The following is a 16098-nucleotide window of genomic DNA, read 5'->3' as shown; positions in this document are numbered from 1 at the left end:
CTGTAGCGCCTTGTTTAGGCTAATTAATTATCGAAGAATAACGAATAACCAACGAAAGTATGGCTACAGCATTAAAGAACCTGAGCGAGTACAGCCAGGAAAAGTTTACGAATATCGCAGAGAAGACCTTTGGCATTGTCGTGGCCGAGTGGCACGACGATATTACCAGCGTACTTTGCCAGGGTGCCGTAGATACGCTCCTGAAGCATGGCGCCAAAAAGGACAACATCTTTATCAATACCGTGCCAGGCAGCTTTGAGCTAACGCTGGGGGCACAATTTCTGGCAATGCAGGAGGAGATTGATGCCGTGATCTGCATTGGAGTAGTTATCAAAGGCGATACCAAGCACGACGACTACATCAATAACGCCGTGGCTAACGGCCTCACGAACGTTGCCCTAAAGTTCAACAAGCCCGTATCGTTTGGCCTGGTGACGACCAACAACCTGGAGCAGGCCTTGGACAGGGCAGGGGGCAAGCACGGCAACAAAGGCGTGGAAGCCGCTGCAGCAGCTATAAGCATGCTTAGCTTTTAGGTATCGAGAAGCAGGGAAAGGGCAAGGGGTGTTTGCGACACTAAGCGAAATTACCCTAGCCCATCCTGGAGGGAGGAGTTTTTAGCAATCCAGCAATCTCTCATTTGAGCTACGCTCGCTAGCTCAAAGCTCTCGTTTTGGCTAGTCTAGAGGAGGGAAATCTGCAGCACCGGGTCCAGCCACCCCTACCCCTCCTTGGCTTTTTCGAGGGCCCCTACCCCCAGGACGAGGCCTCCCGGCCTGGAGGGAGCCAAAGCATACTATGAAACATGTTGGATGTAAGGCAGTGGATGAGCAGCAGCTAATAAGGATAACTTGTGTCCAGTTGCAGAAAGCAGCGGCTAAGAAAGGCACAAGCGGACACCTGCGCCAGGAAAGCGCCAGTCATAAACAGGACATAAAAGCAAAAGCCCGCCTCTGAACAGAAGCGGGCTTTTGCATGCGTTCACCGATGCTTAGAAGCTATATCCGACTGTTAAACCAGGACGGAAGCGAACACCGCTGCCAACCAGGTTCAGGAAGCCCAAGTCAAAGTCATCTTCTGTGCCTGTCTTTACTTTCAGGCTACCGCCGTTTACGCCCAGGCCCATAAAAATATCTACCGAGATGCCGCTGTTAAAGATCCACTGGTTGCCGGCAGCTATACCGGCACCTATTGGTTTATAAGTGGCCTCATACGTTTTGGCCTCCTCTTTGTCATCCACTGTTAATTTATAGTTCAGGATCCGGCCATAGCCAGCCACATACACCCCTCTGGGCGCCTCTTTGGTGTCGGAAAGGTAGTAGCGGACTTCGGGGGTGAAGCCGTAGCCGCTAAACTCAACATCCTTGTAGGAGGCGCCGGTGGTGAAGGCTCCTAACTGAGCGCTCATATGCGGGGCAAAGGCAACCTCCACAAAGCCGGAGGCCGTCAGCACAAAAGGGCTTAGCACGTTAGCTTTCAGCACGACTGTGCGTGAGGGCTCTGCTGCCGGGCGGCGCACCTGTGCGGAGGCAGTAGATACGGCTGCACACAAAAGTATGGCGGAGAGTAGTATGGTAAATTTCTTCATAAGGTAAGTATAAGCTTGTTTTGTGAATGCTACAAGGCTATAGCAGCGCACTGCAACTATCGTTCCATTTCGGGGCAGCACAAATTATAGTGATGGCGAGGAAGAAAAAAGGTCTAAATAATAAGCTTAAATAGTAAAGTATAAAGAATACTCTTATTTTTGCAGCAATTTTAGCAGTCTACCATATTGAAACAAAGGTTTTTGGCTAGGATTTCCTTAGTTTAAAGAAAGTAAACTATAAATGTGCGTCCGATGTTATGACGCATATGGCGTTTTTGGTCTTTAACACAGAAAAGATCAAAGGGTTAAAAGCTATTTCACAGTTCAAGACAATATAATGAATACAAACGAAGAAAAGCAGCGCTATTCCAGAGAAGAGCTTGCTGAATTTGAGGAGATCATCCAGGAGAAGCTGACGAACGCGCGCAAAGAGGTAGCCTTCATCAAGGAGACACTGAGCCGCCGTAATGACTCCGGCACGGATAACACAGCCTCTCCATCTAAAATGCTGGAAGACGGTGCTGACACTGCCGAGAAAGAGAGCTTGAACCAGTTGGCCTCCCGCCAGATGAAGTTCATCCAGCAGTTGGAAAATGCCCTGATCCGGATCAAAAACGGCACCTACGGTGTTTGCATCGTAACAGGCAAGCTGATACCTAAGGAAAGACTGCGTGCCGTGCCGCATACACAGCATTCTATCGAAGCAAAACTTCAGCGTAACGACTAGAACTTTTACTCTTGGATATACTGCAGAACCATATTCAGGCCCTGGTCTTCTGTGCCCAGTCGCCTATCAGCATCGAGGAGATCCAGCGCTGCCTACAGGAGTCGCTCGGGATGGAGGAGATACTGGTGAGCGATGTGCTGGAGGCCGTGGAGGCCATCAACGAGCGACTGCAGGAGCAAGGCTTCGCCTTTCAGATTTACGCGATCGGGGGCGGCTACCAGTTCCTGACCAAGCCGGAGTACCAGGATACGGTCAGCACTTATCTGAAACATAAATCGAAGAAGAAATTGTCAGCGTCTGCTTTGGAGACGCTGGCCATTATCGCCTATAAGCAACCGATCACCAGAAGCCAGATGGAGCAGATTCGCGGCGTGGGCTGCGATTATGCCGTACAGCGGCTGCTGGAGAAAGAACTGATCGAGATAAAAGGCAAAGCCGACACCATTGGGCGCCCGGTGCTCTACGGCACGTCGCAAAAGTTCATGGATTACTTCGGCATCAACCACATCAAAGACCTTCCGCAGCTAAAAGATTTCGCCATCGAAGAGAACACCATTGGCGAAGCCGCCGATTAATCCGCGCCCGCATCCGTATTGAACTATAGTTTTACTAATTCCATTATTACTGCACAACCAAAGGTACAGTAGCGATACTGCATCGATAACTATTTAGCAATGGCAAATTATAACGAAAGACCTGACCGCGACAACGCTGGCGCAGGCAGAAGAGGTGCTGACAGAAGCCGCTCTGACAGACCGAGTAACGACCGCGAAGGCAAGAAAATCTTTAACAGAAGAGACAAATACGAAAGACCTGACGAAGGAAGAGAAGGGCGCGGAGAGCGCCGCTCGTTCGGAGACAGACAAGATAGAAGAGACGGCGACCGTAAGCCGTTCAACGGAGACCGTCGTGAGGGTGGCGAAAGACGCGCTTATGGCGATAGAAGAGAAGGCGGAGAGCGTCGCTCTTTCAACTCCGACAGGAGAGAGGGCGGCCAGCGCCGCGAAGGCGGGGAAAGACGCAGCTTCAGCAGCGACCGCCCGAACCGTGAAGGCGGAGAGCGCAGATCATATGGTGACAGAAGAGAGGGAGGAGAGCGTACAGAACGCCGCTCGTTCAACTCAGACAGGCCAGAAAGACGCGATAGCGACAGAAGAAGCTTCAACTCCGACAGACGAGACGACCGCCGTGGAGGTGGAGATCGCCGCGAAGGAGGCGAGAGACGCTCGTTCGGTGGCGACAGAAGAGAGGGCGGCGAGCGCCGTTCTTTTAGCAGCGACCGCCCAAGACGTGAGGATGGCGAGCGCCGCAGCTTTAACTCCGACCGTCGCGACGACCGCAGAGGCGGAGACGAGCGTGGTGAGCGCCGCTTTAGCCGCGACAGCAAGCCTTCGTTTGGCGAGAAGCGCGGCTTCCGTGAAGACAGAGGCGAAAGAGGTGCTAAGAGCTTTAGCCCAAGAGGCCGCTCTAATGACCGCTTCCGCGGCAGCGAGGAAGAGCCAAAGACACCGGACTACAACCTGAGCCGCTATAAGAACAACCCACGCATCAAAAAGAGCAACCGCGAAGAGGAGGAAAACGACGGCACGATCCGCCTGAACCGCTACATCGCGAACGCCGGCGTGTGCTCCCGCCGTGAGGCCGACGTGCTGATCGAATCAGGAGAGATCAAAGTGAATGGCGAGGTGATCACGGAGATGGGCTATAAAGTACAGCCTACCGACAACGTGTACTACGGCAAACAGCTCCTGAGCCGCGAGAAGATGGTGTACGTGCTGCTGAACAAGCCAAAGGACTTCCTGACCACGACCGATGATCCGGAAGGCCGCAAAACGGTGATGAGCCTGGTGGCCAATGCCTCGAAGGAGCGCATCTTTCCGGTGGGCCGCCTGGACCGCAACACTACAGGCCTGCTGCTCTTCACCAACGACGGTGAGGTGGCGCAGAAGCTGACGCACCCGTCCAACAACATCAAAAAGATCTACCAGGTAGAGCTGGACAAACCAATCACAAAGGCAGACTTTGTGAAAGTGGCCGAAGGTGTGGAACTAGAGGACGGCAAGGCTGAGGTGGATGACGTGGCGCTGCTGGGCGAGTCAAACAAGTTCCTGGGGCTGGAGATCCACATTGGCCGCAACCGCATCGTGCGCCGCATTTTCGAGCACCTGGGCTATGACGTGGTAGCCCTGGACCGTGTGCAGTATGCGGGCCTTACCAAAAAAGACCTGCCGCGCGGCGAATGGCGTTACCTTACCGAGAAAGAAGTTATCCAGCTGAAATACTTCATGTAGGACAACATGCGTAACGCCGCTATTGATATCGGGAACACCGGCACAAAGTATGGCATCTTCGAGGAGGGTGCCCTGGTGGAGCAGGGTTACTTTGAGGGGCAGGACAACCTGCCGCCAGCACTGCTAAACCAGACCTTTGACAATGCCATTGTTGCCTCGGTAGGCGTAAGCGCGCAAAGTATAAAGGAGAGGCTGTCTGTGACGGGTAAGCTACTGGAGCTGACCCCGCAGGCAGCCTTGCCTGTTATAAACCGTTATAAAACCCCGCAAACCCTCGGTGCCGACCGCATAGCCGCAGCCGTGGGGGCAAACTTCCTGTTCCCAGGGCGCAACTGCCTGGTGTTCGACGCCGGTACCTGCATCACCCATGATTATGTGGACGCGCAGGGGCAGTACCAGGGCGGGGGCATAGCGCCGGGACTCCGGATGAAATTTAAGGCCCTTCATACTTTTACCCAGCGCCTGCCGTTAGTAGAGCAAATCGACGAAAATTTTCCGCTGACGGGGCAGAGCACGCAGGAGTCGATTCTGAGTGGCGTTTTAGCTGGTAGCGTGGCCGAACTCAACGGCCTGATCCAATCTTATACCGAAAAAGCTGCCGATTTAGTGGTTATACTTTGCGGGGGCGATGCAGGATTTTTTGAAAGTAAGTTAAAAGGACGCATCTTTGTAATTCCTGAATTGGTCTTGATCGGGCTTCACAGAATATTGACACATAATGTATAAGACACTCCGAGTACTGATAGGCTTCGCGGCGATGTGCTTTGTGCACACGGCGCAGGCGCAGCTTATCGGCAATACACCCTACTCACGCTATGGCCTGGGTGATGTCAACGAAAACTACGGCAGCATCCGCGGGGCCGGCATGGCAGGGGCAGGCATCAGCGCCGGCAACAGCTTTCAGCCCAACACGTCCAACCCGGCGCTGCTATACTACAATAGCATCACCAACTTCGACTTCAGCGGGGCAGGGCAGTTCAAAAACGTGAAGAGCCAGCAGGCGTCGCAGCTAGACGGCAACGCTAACCTCTACAACCTGTCGCTGGCCATCCCCATCTCCAGGCGCTGGAGCACCGCGGTAGGCTTGCGTCCGTTCTCTACAGTAAACTATGAGATAAACGCTACCTCTGAGGTAGAGGGCAATCCGCAGGCCAGCATCCTGCGCCGTTACTATGGTGAGGGCGGGCTTTCGGAGGTATACTTTGCGCATGGCATCAGGCTGTTCAGCGGGCTTACCATTGGTGGTAGCGCCTCGTACATCTTCGGCAACACCACTGCCGAGGTCGGCAGCACGGTGCAGGATCCGGAGCAGGCAAGTGCCAGCGTGGTGAGCGTTACACGCGTGGACCGCACCACGTACAGAGACTTTATCTACCGTGCAGGCATTAACTACAGGCAGAAGCTGAAGGACAAGCTGCACCTGAGCGTAGGCGGTGTGTACGCTTTTGCGGCGGACCTGGATGCTGAGCGCGATATCTCTTATGAGCGCCGTGGCCCGGACGGGGACCCACTGCCTAGCTTCGACGGCAGCGCGCTTATTTCTGTCGAAGACACCCTTAGCAGCTCTATACATGTGCCGGCCAACTGGCGGGCGGGCATCAGCCTGGACAACGGCAGCAACCTGACTGTGGCGGCAGACTACAGCAGAAACGAATGGTCGAAGTACAAGGGCTTTAATGGAGACAACAACAACCTGAAGGACAGCTATAAAGTTGCCTTGGGGGCCGAGTACACGCCGAACGCCAACGCCATCGACAGCTACTTCAAGCGCATCACCTACCGCGGCGGCCTGTACTACAACGACACGCAGTTCCGCCTGAACGGTGAGGATATCAAGGATGTGGGTGTTACCACAGGCTTCACTTTCCCGCTGGGCCGTGGCACCATCTATGATCTTTATTTGTTAAACGTATCATTAGGCTATGGCCAGCGCGGCACCACAGACAGCGGCCTTATTCAGGAGAACTACTTGCAGTTTGGCTTAGGCTTTACCGTGAACAGCCGCTGGTTCCTGAAGCGCCGCATAGAGTAGAAGAACAAGTGTAGCTAAAGCATAAAGGCCGTTCTTGGAGCGGCCTTTTTTATGATACATGGCTGCCAAAACACATAAAGCATAAAAATTGCTACCTTCACAGAAACCGAAGTATACTACACCGATGCGACACGCATTACTTATGATGCTGGCACTGGCGCTTACCTTGGCAGGCTTTGGCTGCAAACGGGAAATCAAGGACCCGGATGAGGAGGAGCGCTACACCGGCCCGACCATAGAGAACCACGACGTGACCACCCTCTACAGCGACTCAGCTAAGCTGCTGATAAAGCTGCAGGCACCGGTGCAGCAGGAGTTCGAGAGCGGCGACGGCGTGTTTCCAGAGGGTTTCTATGTGGAGTTTTATGACAAAGACGGCAAGTTGGAGTCTACGCTGCGCGGCAACTACGGCAAGCAGGACCCACGCAAGAGCCTGTACTATGCCCGCGGCAACGTGGTGGTGGACAACCTGAAGAAACAGGAGAAGCTGGAGACCGAGGAACTGTACTGGAACCGCGGCAAAGCCCAGATCTATACCGATAAGTTCGTGAAGATCACCACGCCCGAGGAGATACTGACAGGGAAGGGCCTGACGGCCAAGCAGGATATGTCGCGTTACGCAATCAAGCAGGTGACGGGTAAATTTAATTTCAGCGAAGAATGAACCGAAGGCTCCTTTACATAATTCTGTTGTCGCTGGCCTTTGTGGCCATGGTGATAGGCGTGCACCGCAGCATCGTGGAAGAGGACATAGCCGGTAACTACTGGATCTTCATGATCGGCTTTGTGTTCTACATCCTCTACAACTATGCGAAAAAGAAAGACAGCGCCTAAGGTAGTTTGTGTCCTGTAAACGATGGTAGACCCCAGTCAGATCATACTTTTATGCGTGGCCCTGCTGTTCTCAGCCTTCTTCTCCGGCATTGAGATGGCCTTTATGGCGGCCAACAAGATCCAGATAGAGCTAAGCGATAAAAATGGCGTGCTCTCGGGCCGCATTCTGTGGCACCTGCTGCAGCACCCCGCCCGCCTCATGGGCACCACCCTGATCGGCAACACCCTGGCGCTGGTGCTGTATGGCTTCGGCATCGCCAGCGTGTCGCACCAGCTGCTCTCCGTTTACCTGCCCGACCCGCTGCAGAGCGGCCTGCTTATACTTATACTTCAGGTCTTCATCGCCTCGGTGGTGGTGCTGTTCACTGCGGAGTTCCTGCCGCGCAGCCTGGCTGCCATTAACCCAAACAAGCTGCTGCAGGCCATGGCCATTCCGTTCATGGTGCTGTACTACCTGCTGTGGCCGGTGGTGGTGCTGATTGTGGGCCTGAGCAAGTGGGTAGCCGAGAAAGTATTTAAGATAGAGTTCTCAGAGGACAAACCGGTATTCGGTTTCACTGACCTGAACGCTTTCATCAAGAACCGCCTGTACCACCCAGAGCATGAGCAGGCACCGGAGGTAGACACCGAGATCTTCCATAACGCCTTGGAGTTTAAGACCGTGAAGGTGCGCGAGTGCATGGTGCCCCGCACCGAGATAGAGGCCGTGGAGGTGAGCGAGCCGCTGGAGGCGCTGCGGGAGGCTTTCATCAAAACGGGGCACTCCAAGATCCTGGTCTACGAGGAGAGCATCGATAACATCATCGGCTACTGCCACCAGCTGGACATGTTCCGGCAGCCGCAAAGCATACAGGAGGTGCTGGCGCCGGTAAGCATGGTGCCCGAGAGTATGCTGGCCAGCGAGCTGTTCGTGCGGTTTGTGGCCGAGCACCGCAGTGTGGCCGTGGTGGTGGATGAGTTCGGCGGCACCTCCGGCATCGTTACCGTGGAGGACGTGATTGAGGAGATCCTGGGGGAGATACAAGATGAGTACGATGTGAACGAAGGCTTGCTGGAACAGGTTGTACCTGATAAAGGCATGTACATCCTGAGCGCGCGCCACGAGATAGACTACCTCAACGAGAAGTATGAGCTGGACCTGCCCGAGGGCGACTACGAAACACTGGGCGGGCTGTTCTTCTCTGCCTTTGGGGAGATCCCGATGCCGGGCGACAAAGTGGAGGTTCCGCCCTTTACCATTACCGTGCTCACCATGGACGAGAACCGCATCGATGCCGTGAAGCTGGTAAAAAACACAGAGTTTCAGCCAGATGCCAAAGGCTAAACAGCAAGATAAAAATTTTGAATTTTAGCCTGATTAACCTTATTTTGCACAATCCTTTTATAAGTTACATAAAGAATGGCATTAATTAACAAGATTAGAGAGAAGTCTGGTTGGGCTGTAGGCGCCATTGCCATCGGGCTTGGTGTATTTGTGGTAGGCGGCGACCTGCTGGGGCCAAACTCAAGGCTGCTAGGCAATAATGCAAATACAATAGGCGAGATAGCCGGTGAGGAGATTGACTACCAGGAGTTCGACAGTGTGCTGCAGCAGGTAAAGGCCGATTATGAAGGCCGCGTGGGCCGTGCCGCCTCAGAAGCCGAATTGGCTATGCTGCGCGAGCAGGCTTGGAATCAGCTGATCTTTAAGATTGTCCTGGAGAAGGAGTATGACCGCCTGGGCCTTGAAGTAACAGACGAAGAACTGGCCGACATGGTGCAGGGCAACAATATACATCCAGCCGTGATGCAGGCTTTTGCGAACCCGCAGACGGGCGAGTTTGACCGCAACCAGGTGCTGCAGTACCTGCAGAACCTGGACCAGACCGGCACGCGCAACATGTGGGTAGGCTTTGAGCAAAGCATCGCAGAAGACCGCCTGCAGAGCAAGTATGCCAACCTGATCGGCAAAACAGTTTACGTTACGGGTGCTGAGGCCAAGAGCTTCTACCAGGCACAGAACGCCGCTGCCGGCCTGAAGGTGCTTTTCGTGGAATACGGCACTGTCTCTGACTCGGCTGTTTCGGTAACAGATGCCCAGTTGAAGGACTACTATGAGCGCCATAAAGAACTTTATAAAGTAGAGGATGGCCGCACCATCGAGTTTGTAACCATCCCTGTTACGGCCTCGAAGGAAGACAGCACGTACTACAGCCAGGAGATTGCCACTATCACTGAGCAGTTCGCCAACGCTGCAAACGACTCTGCCTTCGTTAACGCTAACTCTGATATTCCTTTCAACGGTACATACGTAACGCCGGGCGAGCTGCCAGAGGAGCTGCGTAAGCAACTGCCGCTGCAGGAAGGCAAAGTATACGGCCCGTACACGAACAACAATACCGTGGCCCTGTTCAAGGTAACCGATGCCAAGACAGCTGAGAAAAGCGCTGTAAAAGCAAGCCACATCCTGATCCGCCCGGAGAACGACACACCGGAGGCCAAAGCCGCCGCAAAGGCTAAGGCGCAGGACGTGCTGACACAGATCAAGAATGGTGCTGACTTTGCTCAGATGGCTGCCCAGTACGGCTCAGACGGTACTGCCTCCCGTGGCGGTGACCTGGGCTGGTTCCCGGAAGGGCAGATGGTGCCAGCGTTCGAGAAGGCTGTTTTCGCCTTCAACGGCACAGGCCTGCTGCCAAACCCTGTAGAGACAGAGTATGGCTACCACATCATCAAAGTGACAGAGCCTAAAACAAAAGAGTCTTATAAGATAGCTGCCATCGAGCGCACCATTGAGCCTAGCGAGACTACCCGCGACGCTGCCTACGCCGTAGCCGATGAGCTGGCCGGTACTAGCGGCAGCACAGAGGAATTCCGCAAGAACGTAGAGGCCAACGGTTCGCTGGTAAAAGAGACGGCTGCCAACATCGGTAAAAACCAGGTGCTGGTAAACAACCTTTCCAGTGCCCGGGAGTTGGTGCGTTGGGCTTATGCTAAAGACACCGAGGTAGGCGATGTGTCGCCGGTTTTCGAGATCAACGATCAATTCGTGGTGGCCACCCTTACAGGCCAGCGTGAGAAAGGCTATGCCTCTATCAGTGATGAGGATGTGCGCAACGAGATCACCGACGCCGTGCGTGATGAGCTGAAGGCAAAGCAAATCATTGAGAAACTGCAGGGCCAGAAAGGCTCCTTGGACCAGATCGCCGCTGCCTACGGTGCGGGTGCTGTTGTTAGAAGCGCTGATAACGTAACTTTCGCTTCCGCCTCTATCCCGGGTGTGGGTGTAGAGCCAGTGGCAGTGGGTAAGGCCTTTGGCCTGAAGCCGGGCGGCCGCACAGCTCCGTTCGAGGGTGAGGCCGGCGTGATGATAGTAGAGCTGACAAACCTGAACCCTGCGCCGGAAATTGACGACTTCTCTAACGTGAAGCAGCAGATTCTGACCACACGCACGGGCCGTGCCGAGACGCAGGCGTTTGAGGCGATTAGAGAGAAAGCCGACATCAAAGACAACCGCGTGCGCTTCTTCTAAGCCAACCGGTATACTTTATACAAAGAGCCACTCCCCAAAAGAGTGGCTCTTTTTTGTGCTGCAAGGTAGGGCCAGGCTTAATTGGGCAGAAATCAATCCCTAAACCAAACTGATTCTGTATATTCATAGTTAAGGAAGAGAGGCATACAAGCAGATGCGGGCTTATCGTTTTATAAGAACTATGCACAGAAACATACTTTATACTTTACTGCTCTCGCTGATGGTGCTGCTGACGGCCCCGTTGGCCAAGGCACAGCAGCAGCAGGACCTGGAGCTGGCACGGCAGTACCTTAGCCAGGGCGACTACGCCAAGGCAGAGGAGCTGTACGGCAGGCTGGTCAACAACGAGCGGCTTTTCCATGCCGTGTACCCTGATTACCTGCAAACGCTGCTGGCGCAGCGCAACTATAAGGAGGCCGAGAAGCTGGTGAAGAAGACCATCAAGCGCTACCCGGACAACCCGGCCTACGAGGTGGACCTGGGGCGCGTGTATGAGGCTTCGGGCAGCAAACCAGCGGCCGAGAAGCAATATGACAAGCTGTTGCAAAGTATGAGCCCGGAAGCCGTGATTGTGGTGGCCAATGCCTTTATGCAGCACGAGTTGTTCGATTATGCCGAGAAAGCCTACCTGCGCGGGCGGCAGCTCGGCAACGACCAAACCGCCTATACCCGCCCACTGATTGCCTTATACGCCTACCGCCAGAAGAACGATAAGCTGATACCAGAGGTGCTGAACCTGCTGCAGGAAAACGAGAGCGAGCTGGGCTATGTGCAGAGCCGCCTGCAGAATAGCCTGAAAGAGGAGGAGAACTATGATCTGCTGGAGAAGGAGTTGATTCTGCGCGTGCAGCAGAACCCGGATAAGCTGGCCTACAGCGAGATGCTCATCTGGCTCTACATCCAGCGCAAAGACTTTTACAGCGCTCTGTTGCAGGCCCGTGCCGTGGACAAGCGCACCCGTAGCGGCGGTACACGCGTGATGGAGCTGGGCACGATCAGCCTGAAGAACAACGATTACGAGGGGGCTATTGAGGCGTTCCAGTACATCGTGGAGGAATACCCGGACGGCCCCTACTACCTGGTGGCGCGCCAGCGGCTGATCAACGCCCGGGAAGAGCAGGTAGAGAACACGTTTCCGGTAGATAAGGCGAAGATACAGGCGCTGATAGCAGAGTATGAGGCGCTGCTGAGCGAAGTGGGCCGCAGGCCGGAGACGGTGGAGGTGCTGCAGCATATGGCCGGTTTGTACGCCTTTCACCTGGATGATAAGGAGAAAGCCATTGCCTTGCTGCAGGAGGCCATCAACACGCCACGGGCTAACCCCACGCTGGTGGCCGACAGTAAGCTGACGCTGGGGGATATTTACCTGCTGAAAGGGGAGCCGTGGGAGAGCACCTTGCTGTACTCGCAGGTGGAGAAATCGCACAAGGAGACACCGGTAGGGCACGAGGCCAAGTTGCGCAACGCCCGCCTGAACTACTATAAAGGTGACTTTGAGCTGGCGCAGGCGCACCTGGATATCCTGAAGATGGCCACCAGCCGGGAAATCGCCAACGACGCCATGGACCTGAGCCTGCTTATCACCGACAACACCGGCTTGGATACCTCCACCGTGGCCATGGAAGCGTATGCGGCCATAGACCTGCTCATCTTCCAGAATAAGATGCAGGAGGCCCTGGCGGCGCTGGACGGGCTGCTGCAAAAGTATCCTGGCCACAGCCTAACGGATGAGATATACTTTCAGAAGGCGAACCTGTATGAGCGGATGGGGGAGTTTAACCTGGCGGTGGAGAGCCTGCAGAAGATTGTAAGCAACCCGCAGTACGACATCCTGAGCGATGACGCGCTGTACCGTATGGCCTATATCTACGAGGAGAGCCTGCACGACAAGGAGAAGGCGCAGCAACTGTACAACGAGCTGCTGGTGAAGCACAAAGGCAGCGTATACGCGGCAGAGGCACGCAAGCGCTTCCGCAACCTGCGCGGCGATAAGCTAAACTAGGTTTGTTTAGGAGAAGAAGATGAAAAGGATAAGTATAAAAAGTATAAAGAACCCGTACATGACCAGGTCCAGCGAATAATTTTTATACTTTCCGTAGAGCTCTCTGAATCGTTTCACTGCTATTCCTGTTAAGGAGGGCAAAAGTATGAAAATAACCGTGAAGGTGCACAGTGTCCTGCAGGTGCAGGTTAAATTAGCTACCTTTGCGGCACGACAAGTATAGCGGCACAGTTAAGCATTTATGGAGAAGAGGTGGGTCATAAACCCGGAGGCACCGGCAGAAATTGTACAGCAGCTTTCAGAGGAGCTGAAAATAAGCGAAACGCTAGCCTCTATACTATGCCAGCGCGGCATTTGCAGCTTTTCTGAGGCCCGGCACTTCTTCCGCCCCTCGCTGCAGGACCTCCACGATCCCTTCCTGATGAAGGACATGGACCACGCCGTGAACCGCCTCAATAATGCCCTGCACCGCAACGAGAAAATCCTGGTGTACGGCGATTACGATGTGGATGGCACTACTTCTGTGGCGCTCATGTACGGTTTCCTGCGCAACTATACCTCCAACATCGATTTTTACATCCCCGACAGGTACAAAGAGGGCTACGGCGTGTCGAGCCAGGGCATAGAGTGGGCGGCGGAGCATGGCTTCACGCTCATCATCAGCCTCGACTGCGGCATTAAGTCTGCCGACAAGGTTGCCTACGCCTCTGAGAAGGGCATTGACTTCATTATTTGCGACCACCACTTGCCCGATGAGGACATTCCGCAGGCAGTGGCGGTGCTGGACCCCAAGCAGGTGGATTGCCCGTACCCTTACAAAGAACTCTCGGGCTGCGGCGTGGGCTTCAAGCTGCTACAGGCTTTCTGCATGCAGAATGATATTGAGCAACAGGAAGCATACAAGCTGCTGGATCTGCTGGTGGTAAGTATCTCCGCCGACATAGTACCCATTACCGGGGAGAACCGCATACTGGCTTATTATGGCTTGAAGCACCTGAACAGTCCGCAGCCGATGCGCCCTGGCCTGGAGGCCCTGAAAGAGCTGGCCGACATTCGTGGGGAAATGGACATCACCAGCATCGTGTTCGGTTTTGCGCCGCGTATAAACGCTGCCGGCCGCATGGGCGACGCCAAAAACTCGGTACGCATGCTGCTGGCCCAGACGAAAGAGGATGCCTTCAAGATGGCCGATATCATCAACGAGTCGAACAAAGCGCGCCGCGACAAGGACAGCAACATCACCAAGGAGGCACTGCAGATGATAGAGCAGGATGATTTCCTGCGCACGGCCAACTCCACCGTGCTCTTCAAGGAGACCTGGCACAAGGGTGTGATCGGTATTGTGGCCTCGCGCTGCATCGAGCACTATTACCGGCCTACTATCATCCTTACTCAATCCAATGGCAAGGCATCGGGCTCGGCTCGGTCGGTGCATGGCTTCAACGTGCATAACGCCATCGAGAGCTGCTCCGACCTGTTGGAGCAGTTTGGCGGGCACATGTATGCGGCAGGCCTAACCATGCCTGTGGAGAACATTCCGGCCTTCCGGAAACGCTTTGAGGAGGTAGTGGCCAGCACTATCACCGCAGACCAGAAAATACCGCAGATCGAGATAGATGCGCCGCTGCAGCTGAAACAGATCACGCGTAACTTCTACAACATTGTGCGGCAGATGGAGCCGTTCGGCCCGGGCAACATGCGCCCGGTGTTCGTGTCGGAGTGCGTGTATGATACCGGCAGCGTGCGCGTGGTAGGCGACTCACACCTGAAGCTGCGCCTTACGCAGGATGGCTTCTATAGCATCGACGCTATCGGCTTCGGCCTCGGCGACTACTACAAAGCGATTAGCAAAGGCATCCCGTTCGATGTGTGCTATACGATTGAGGAAAACGAGTTCAGGGGCGTCATCACGCTGCAGCTCCGCATCAAAGACATCCGCATAAAATAAAGAAAGGCTCCCGGTGAGGGAGCCTTTTGTACTTATGGGTTACGCCATGATCAAGTATTGTCCAAATGAGCCATCCGCGCCAGGCAGTCGTACTTTTATGCCTCCGCAACTATACTTGCGAAAGGGGGCTCGGCAAACAATCAACAACCATCAATCAACTAGCCTTACGGCAGCGGCTGCAGGTGCTTTAGCTGCGAGAGCGGGCTTTCCCGGTCGTAGCGGTTGTGGGCTATGAACTCAGGCACACACAGCAGGTTCAGCTGCTCAAAGTCGCCGGCAAAGAAGTTGATGTCCACGGCAGAGTTAATGCCCGCAATGGAGCCGCGGTCTGTAAACTGCCAGAACATCCAGCTGTCGGTGTGGTAGGTCTCCGGTTTTACGTCACTGTAGCGGGCAATCCAGAAGTGGTATTCCGGGAAATGGCCTTTCAGGTAACGGCGGTAGTAATTCTGGCCGGTGTAGATGATCGGGCGCACGCCATAGTGGGCAGTTACGGCCTCTAGCCAGGTGCGCACATCTTTGCGGAGCTGCTCCGGAGTAACGGTTTTGTCCGTCACCTCCAGGTCCAGCACAGGCGGAAGGTCACCGGGGTGTATGGATACAGTGCTTGTGAAGAGCGCTACTTGTCTCTCTACCGGAATCTCTGGCTTGTAGAAATGATAGGCGCCGCGCTTGATGCCGTGGCGCTTGGTTTCCTCCCAGTTGCGGGCAAAGAAAGGGTCTAACCTATAATCGCCCTCGGTGGCCTTGATAAAGGCAAAGGCCACCTCCGCCTCACTTACCATGTTCCAGTCCACCTCCTTCTGCCACCTCGATACATCAATGCCCCTTACCACGGCAGTGTTACTGCTGCTGTTGTTGGTAGAAGCGGCGGTCTTGGGATTATTGTTGTCAGTGCCGGTGGCTGCTGCCACAGCAACACTGCCGCAGACCAACAGGCAAGAGAAGGCAAGCCTCCGGCAGGTTGAAAGGAGTAAACGTAATGTCATAAGTAAGGTTGTAGGTTGTAAGCGTGTATCAAATTAAATATTAATCTTACATAAGGCAACCCCTGATAATAAGTATTATATAGTTTGTTGAATTTATTTTAATAGTAATCTTCTAATATATATGAATTTAGGCTAACTGGCACGTACGTTGCAGGATGCCTGCATTATGCGTAATT

Annotated in this window: 14 protein-coding genes; 12 read left to right on the top strand and 2 right to left on the bottom strand. The window is 54.3% G+C overall.

What is annotated here, in order from left to right:
* Nucleotides 1–59: 59 nt before the first annotated feature.
* A complete protein-coding gene (gene ribH / locus PXG97_RS13830; RefSeq protein ID WP_276498350.1) occupies nucleotides 60–536 on the top strand; it encodes a 6,7-dimethyl-8-ribityllumazine synthase in 477 nt (158 codons plus the stop codon).
* A gap of 455 nt (nucleotides 537–991) precedes the next feature.
* Here ribH and PXG97_RS13825 read toward each other — a convergent pair whose 3' ends face one another.
* Nucleotides 992–1588, bottom strand: coding sequence for a DUF3575 domain-containing protein (locus PXG97_RS13825; protein ID WP_276498349.1), 597 nt, complete (start codon nucleotides 1586–1588; stop codon nucleotides 992–994).
* Between the two features lie 337 nt (nucleotides 1589–1925).
* Between PXG97_RS13825 and PXG97_RS13820 the strand changes: the two genes are divergently transcribed.
* From PXG97_RS13820 to recJ, 11 genes are all read left to right on the top strand, one after another.
* Nucleotides 1926–2315 (top strand): TraR/DksA family transcriptional regulator, encoded by a 390-nt coding sequence (locus tag PXG97_RS13820; protein ID WP_140620472.1) that lies wholly within the window; start codon nucleotides 1926–1928, stop codon nucleotides 2313–2315.
* A gap of 11 nt (nucleotides 2316–2326) precedes the next feature.
* A complete protein-coding gene (gene scpB, locus PXG97_RS13815; RefSeq protein WP_276498348.1) occupies nucleotides 2327–2890 on the top strand; it encodes an SMC-Scp complex subunit ScpB in 564 nt (187 codons plus the stop codon).
* A 99-nt stretch (nucleotides 2891–2989) separates the two neighbouring features.
* Nucleotides 2990–4606: a pseudouridine synthase gene (locus PXG97_RS13810; RefSeq protein ID WP_276498347.1), complete on the top strand. Its 1617-nt coding sequence runs from the start codon at nucleotides 2990–2992 to the stop codon at nucleotides 4604–4606.
* Between the two features lie 6 nt (nucleotides 4607–4612).
* Entirely contained in the window at nucleotides 4613–5332 is a 720-nt protein-coding gene (locus tag PXG97_RS13805) for a type III pantothenate kinase (RefSeq protein ID WP_276498346.1), read from the top strand.
* Nucleotides 5325–6638, top strand: coding sequence for a BamG family beta-barrel-assembly machinery protein (gene bamG, locus PXG97_RS13800; protein ID WP_276498345.1), 1314 nt, complete (start codon nucleotides 5325–5327; stop codon nucleotides 6636–6638). Before PXG97_RS13805 ends, bamG begins: the two co-directional genes overlap by 8 nt.
* Nucleotides 6639–6762: 124 nt before the next feature.
* Complete coding sequence (lptC, locus tag PXG97_RS13795) at nucleotides 6763–7302, top strand: LPS export ABC transporter periplasmic protein LptC (RefSeq protein ID WP_276498344.1); 540 nt, start codon at nucleotides 6763–6765, stop codon at nucleotides 7300–7302.
* Nucleotides 7299–7472 (top strand): hypothetical protein, encoded by a 174-nt coding sequence (locus tag PXG97_RS13790; protein ID WP_276498343.1) that lies wholly within the window; start codon nucleotides 7299–7301, stop codon nucleotides 7470–7472. The genes lptC and PXG97_RS13790 overlap by 4 nt, the downstream gene beginning before the upstream one ends.
* A 22-nt stretch (nucleotides 7473–7494) precedes the next feature.
* On the top strand, nucleotides 7495–8796 hold the full coding sequence (locus PXG97_RS13785; protein WP_276498342.1) for a hemolysin family protein: 1302 nt from the start codon (nucleotides 7495–7497) through the stop codon (nucleotides 8794–8796).
* A 75-nt stretch (nucleotides 8797–8871) separates the two neighbouring features.
* On the top strand, nucleotides 8872–10983 hold the full coding sequence (locus tag PXG97_RS13780; protein WP_276498341.1) for a peptidylprolyl isomerase: 2112 nt from the start codon (nucleotides 8872–8874) through the stop codon (nucleotides 10981–10983).
* 181 nt (nucleotides 10984–11164) lie between these two features.
* Complete coding sequence (locus PXG97_RS13775; RefSeq protein WP_276498340.1) at nucleotides 11165–12985, top strand: tetratricopeptide repeat protein; 1821 nt, start codon at nucleotides 11165–11167, stop codon at nucleotides 12983–12985.
* Nucleotides 12986–13226: 241 nt separating this feature from the next.
* Nucleotides 13227–14933 carry a single-stranded-DNA-specific exonuclease RecJ gene (gene recJ, locus PXG97_RS13770; RefSeq protein ID WP_276498339.1) on the top strand — a complete coding sequence of 569 codons (1707 nt, stop codon included), beginning with the start codon at nucleotides 13227–13229 and terminating at the stop codon, nucleotides 14931–14933.
* Between the two features lie 164 nt (nucleotides 14934–15097).
* Here recJ and PXG97_RS13765 read toward each other — a convergent pair whose 3' ends face one another.
* On the bottom strand, nucleotides 15098–15922 hold the full coding sequence (locus PXG97_RS13765) for a glycoside hydrolase family 25 protein (protein WP_276498338.1): 825 nt from the start codon (nucleotides 15920–15922) through the stop codon (nucleotides 15098–15100).
* Nucleotides 15923–16098 lie beyond the last annotated feature (176 nt).

It is taken from the genome of Pontibacter litorisediminis (assembly GCF_029360645.1).
Lineage (GTDB): Bacteria > Bacteroidota > Bacteroidia > Cytophagales > Hymenobacteraceae > Pontibacter > Pontibacter litorisediminis.
The sequence above is the reverse complement of the archived record's forward strand: the minus strand, read 5'-3'. Positions and strand labels throughout refer to the sequence as shown.

What these genes read in the sequence shown, in the direction of transcription:
- PXG97_RS13775 (WP_276498340.1), top strand. Translation starts at nt 11,165, where the DNA reads ATGCACAGAAACATACTTTATACTTTACTGCTCTCGCTGATGGTGCTG.
- PXG97_RS13780 (WP_276498341.1), top strand. Translation starts at nt 8,872, where the DNA reads ATGGCATTAATTAACAAGATTAGAGAGAAGTCTGGTTGGGCTGTAGGC.
- bamG (WP_276498345.1), top strand. Translation starts at nt 5,325, where the DNA reads ATGTATAAGACACTCCGAGTACTGATAGGCTTCGCGGCGATGTGCTTT.
- PXG97_RS13820 (WP_140620472.1), top strand. Translation starts at nt 1,926, where the DNA reads ATGAATACAAACGAAGAAAAGCAGCGCTATTCCAGAGAAGAGCTTGCT.
- PXG97_RS13785 (WP_276498342.1), top strand. Translation starts at nt 7,495, where the DNA reads ATGGTAGACCCCAGTCAGATCATACTTTTATGCGTGGCCCTGCTGTTC.
- PXG97_RS13790 (WP_276498343.1), top strand. Translation starts at nt 7,299, where the DNA reads ATGAACCGAAGGCTCCTTTACATAATTCTGTTGTCGCTGGCCTTTGTG.
- PXG97_RS13765 (WP_276498338.1), bottom strand. Translation starts at nt 15,922, where the DNA reads ATGACATTACGTTTACTCCTTTCAACCTGCCGGAGGCTTGCCTTCTCT.
- PXG97_RS13810 (WP_276498347.1), top strand. Translation starts at nt 2,990, where the DNA reads ATGGCAAATTATAACGAAAGACCTGACCGCGACAACGCTGGCGCAGGC.
- recJ (WP_276498339.1), top strand. Translation starts at nt 13,227, where the DNA reads ATGGAGAAGAGGTGGGTCATAAACCCGGAGGCACCGGCAGAAATTGTA.
- PXG97_RS13825 (WP_276498349.1), bottom strand. Translation starts at nt 1,588, where the DNA reads ATGAAGAAATTTACCATACTACTCTCCGCCATACTTTTGTGTGCAGCC.
- ribH (WP_276498350.1), top strand. Translation starts at nt 60, where the DNA reads ATGGCTACAGCATTAAAGAACCTGAGCGAGTACAGCCAGGAAAAGTTT.
- PXG97_RS13805 (WP_276498346.1), top strand. Translation starts at nt 4,613, where the DNA reads ATGCGTAACGCCGCTATTGATATCGGGAACACCGGCACAAAGTATGGC.
- lptC (WP_276498344.1), top strand. Translation starts at nt 6,763, where the DNA reads ATGCGACACGCATTACTTATGATGCTGGCACTGGCGCTTACCTTGGCA.